The organism is Streptomyces bambusae, assembly GCF_019400985.1.
Classification (GTDB): Bacteria; Actinomycetota; Actinomycetes; order Streptomycetales; family Streptomycetaceae; genus Streptomyces; species Streptomyces bambusae_A.
The window spans coordinates 1-2328 of sequence record NZ_WTFF01000564.1 but is presented as its reverse complement, the minus strand read 5'-3'; the positions used below and the strand labels follow the sequence as shown (position 1 = coordinate 2328).

At 74.7% G+C, this 2328-nt stretch carries 3 protein-coding genes; 2 read left to right on the top strand and 1 reads right to left on the bottom strand.

All coding sequences use genetic code 11. The features are described from left to right. The first annotated feature begins 139 nt into the window (after positions 1-139). On the top strand, positions 140-616 hold the full coding sequence (locus tag GPJ59_RS35565) for an NUDIX hydrolase (RefSeq protein ID WP_219672257.1): 477 nt from the start codon (positions 140-142) through the stop codon (positions 614-616). Positions 617-650: 34 nt separating this feature from the next. Then, positions 651-953, top strand: coding sequence for a hypothetical protein (locus GPJ59_RS35560; protein WP_219672255.1), 303 nt, complete (start codon positions 651-653; stop codon positions 951-953). A gap of 230 nt (positions 954-1183) precedes the next feature. Here GPJ59_RS35560 and GPJ59_RS35555 read toward each other — a convergent pair whose 3' ends face one another. Beyond that, on the bottom strand, positions 1184-2107 hold the full coding sequence (locus GPJ59_RS35555) for a trypsin-like serine peptidase (RefSeq protein WP_308120674.1): 924 nt from the start codon (positions 2105-2107) through the stop codon (positions 1184-1186). Positions 2108-2328: the final 221 nt, after the last annotated feature.

The following is a 2328-nucleotide window of genomic DNA, read 5'->3' as shown; positions in this document are numbered from 1 at the left end:
GCCGTGGGCGGTGCGCGCGGCCCCGGCTCGGCGGGGCGGGCCCCCCGCCGGGTGGCCTGCCGGGGGCAGGCCGGCGCCCACGACGGCGGGCTACAACTAAGCAGGTGACCTGCCGAGTTGGCGGACGTAGCCTGCGGTGATGGGAATCCTCAGGCGAAGTATCCGAAGCACCAGGCCCCGGACCCCGCGCCGGGCCGCTCGTGTCGTCATCGTCTCGCCCGCCGGATCGGTCTTCCTCTTCCGGGAGGACAACGTCGAGGTCGGCATCCACTGGCTGCCGCCCGGCGGCGGCATCGACCCCGGCGAGACTCCGCAGGAGTGCGTACGCCGTGAGCTGCGCGAGGAGACCGGGTGGACGGACCTCGCGCCGCAGCGGCTGCTGTGCACGTGGGAGCACGATTTCACCCACATGGGCAAGCCGGTGCGCCAGCACGAGCACATCTACGTCGCCCAGGGGCCGGAGCGGACCCCGGTCACGGAGTCGCCGGACGCCCACTGGCGCTGGCTGTCCCCCGCGGAGCTGGGCGCGCTCGGCGAGCCGATGTGGCCGCCGCGCATCCACGAGCTGCTGTCCGCCCCGACCACCGAGCCGGTCCACCTGGGGCTGGTGACTTAGCAGCACACACGTGTGGGACCTGGCCAACGCTCACGTGAAGGCGATCGAGCGGTTCGACGTCGTCACCCGCACCGAGCCGTACCGCGTCATCAACCTCGGCACCGGCCGCGGCACGACCGTCCACGAACTGGTCGCCGCCTTCCAGAGCGTCACCGGCACGCAGCTGGCCACCGTCGAGACCGACCGCCGGCCGGGCGACTCAGCCGAAGCGTACGCACGCGTCGACCTTGCTCGGGATCTCCTCGGCTGGAAGGCCGAGTACTCGATCGAGGACGGCATCCGCGACTCCCTGCGCTGGCACGACAAGCGCGACACCGTGATCGGCCCCGGCAAGTAGCCGACAGACGGGACGGGACCCCGCAGGCCCGGGCGGCCGGTGGCGGCCGCCGGGCCTAGGGCCTGTCGTCAAATTCCCGTCGTCGCCCGAAGGGCGGCCCCGCGGCGTCTGGTGCGTGCTCTCGGCGTGCCGGGCGGAAGCCCTCGTACTGGACGTACTTGGGGTTTCGTCCGGTGCGGCGAGAGTGCGTGCCAGGCGTCGCGGGGCAGACGGGAATTTGACGACAGGCCCTAGCGCCCGGCCGCGGCGGAGCGCTCCGCGCGGCGGTAGAGGTCGGCGGCGTAGCCGTCCAGGACGGTGCTGGTGGAGACGTCGTCGGTGTCGCCGCCGGTCAGGACGCCGATGATCCTGCCGTCGCGGGCGATCCACGCGCTGCCGCTGGTTCCGGCGGGGAAGTCCGCGCAGTCCACGCGCTGTTCGGTCGGGCTCGTGCGGACCGCCCGGATCGTGCAGGTACGGGGGTCCTGGCGGCCCGTGGGGTAACCGGTGACGGTGACGTCCTCGTCGGAGCGGCCGCCGGTGTCGAGGTCGGCCCCGCCGACGGCGGTCTCGACGTCCACCCCGCTCGCGTTCGGCGCCAGCCGGGCGAAGGCCAGGTCGTAGTCCTCGTCGCCGCCGTCGGCCCAGCGGCCGTCCTCGAAGACCTCCTCGATCCGCCAGGTGCCGTACGGGGCGTTGCCGCCGGCGTACGCAGGTGCGAACAGGGCGCCCTTGAGGCCGGACGGGCCCTCGGCGAGGCAGTGGCCGGCGGTGACGATCAGGTTGCGGCCGGCGCTGCGTACGACGGTGGCGGTGCAGAAGTGGCCGTCCTTGACTTCGCCTTCGAACAGCGCCCCGGTGAAGGCCGGCCGGCCGCCGAAGCCGGGCGCGGCGGCCGGGGTCGGCGCGGGTGCGGACGGCTGCGCCGAACCCTTCCCGGGGGTCGACGCGGAGGGGTTGGGGGATGTTCCGTTCAGTTGCGGTCGCGACGAGGAGCCGGGGCCCGGGGTGCCCGAGGGTCGCGGGGAGGCCGGTCCGTGCGCGGCGGCTGGCTTGGCGGCGGACTGGGCCTCGGGCGGGGGAACCAGCTTCGCGACGGCGGCGGACGCGGCGATCGCCGCCACGGCGCACAGCACACCCGTCACCGCTTGCTGCCGGTCCACCACAGGCCCCACCCCTCTCACCTTTGCTGGGGCGAAGCATGCCAAGGGGCTGCGCCCGGCCGCAAGACCGGTGTCGGCGCCGCCCAGCCACCTGGCCTGTTCCGGGCCACCCAGCCACCCGGTCAGCGCCGGGGGCGCGGCCGCCTGGCCGGTGCCGGGGGCGTAGCCGCCTGGCCGGTGCCGGGGGCGTAGCCGCCTGGCCGGTGCCGGGGGCGTAGCCGCCTGGCCGGTGC

Bases quoted from the DNA above. Each gene is read 5' to 3' on its own strand.
- GPJ59_RS35565 (WP_219672257.1), top strand. From the start codon at position 140: ATGGGAATCCTCAGGCGAAGTATCCGAAGCACCAGGCCCCGGACCCCG.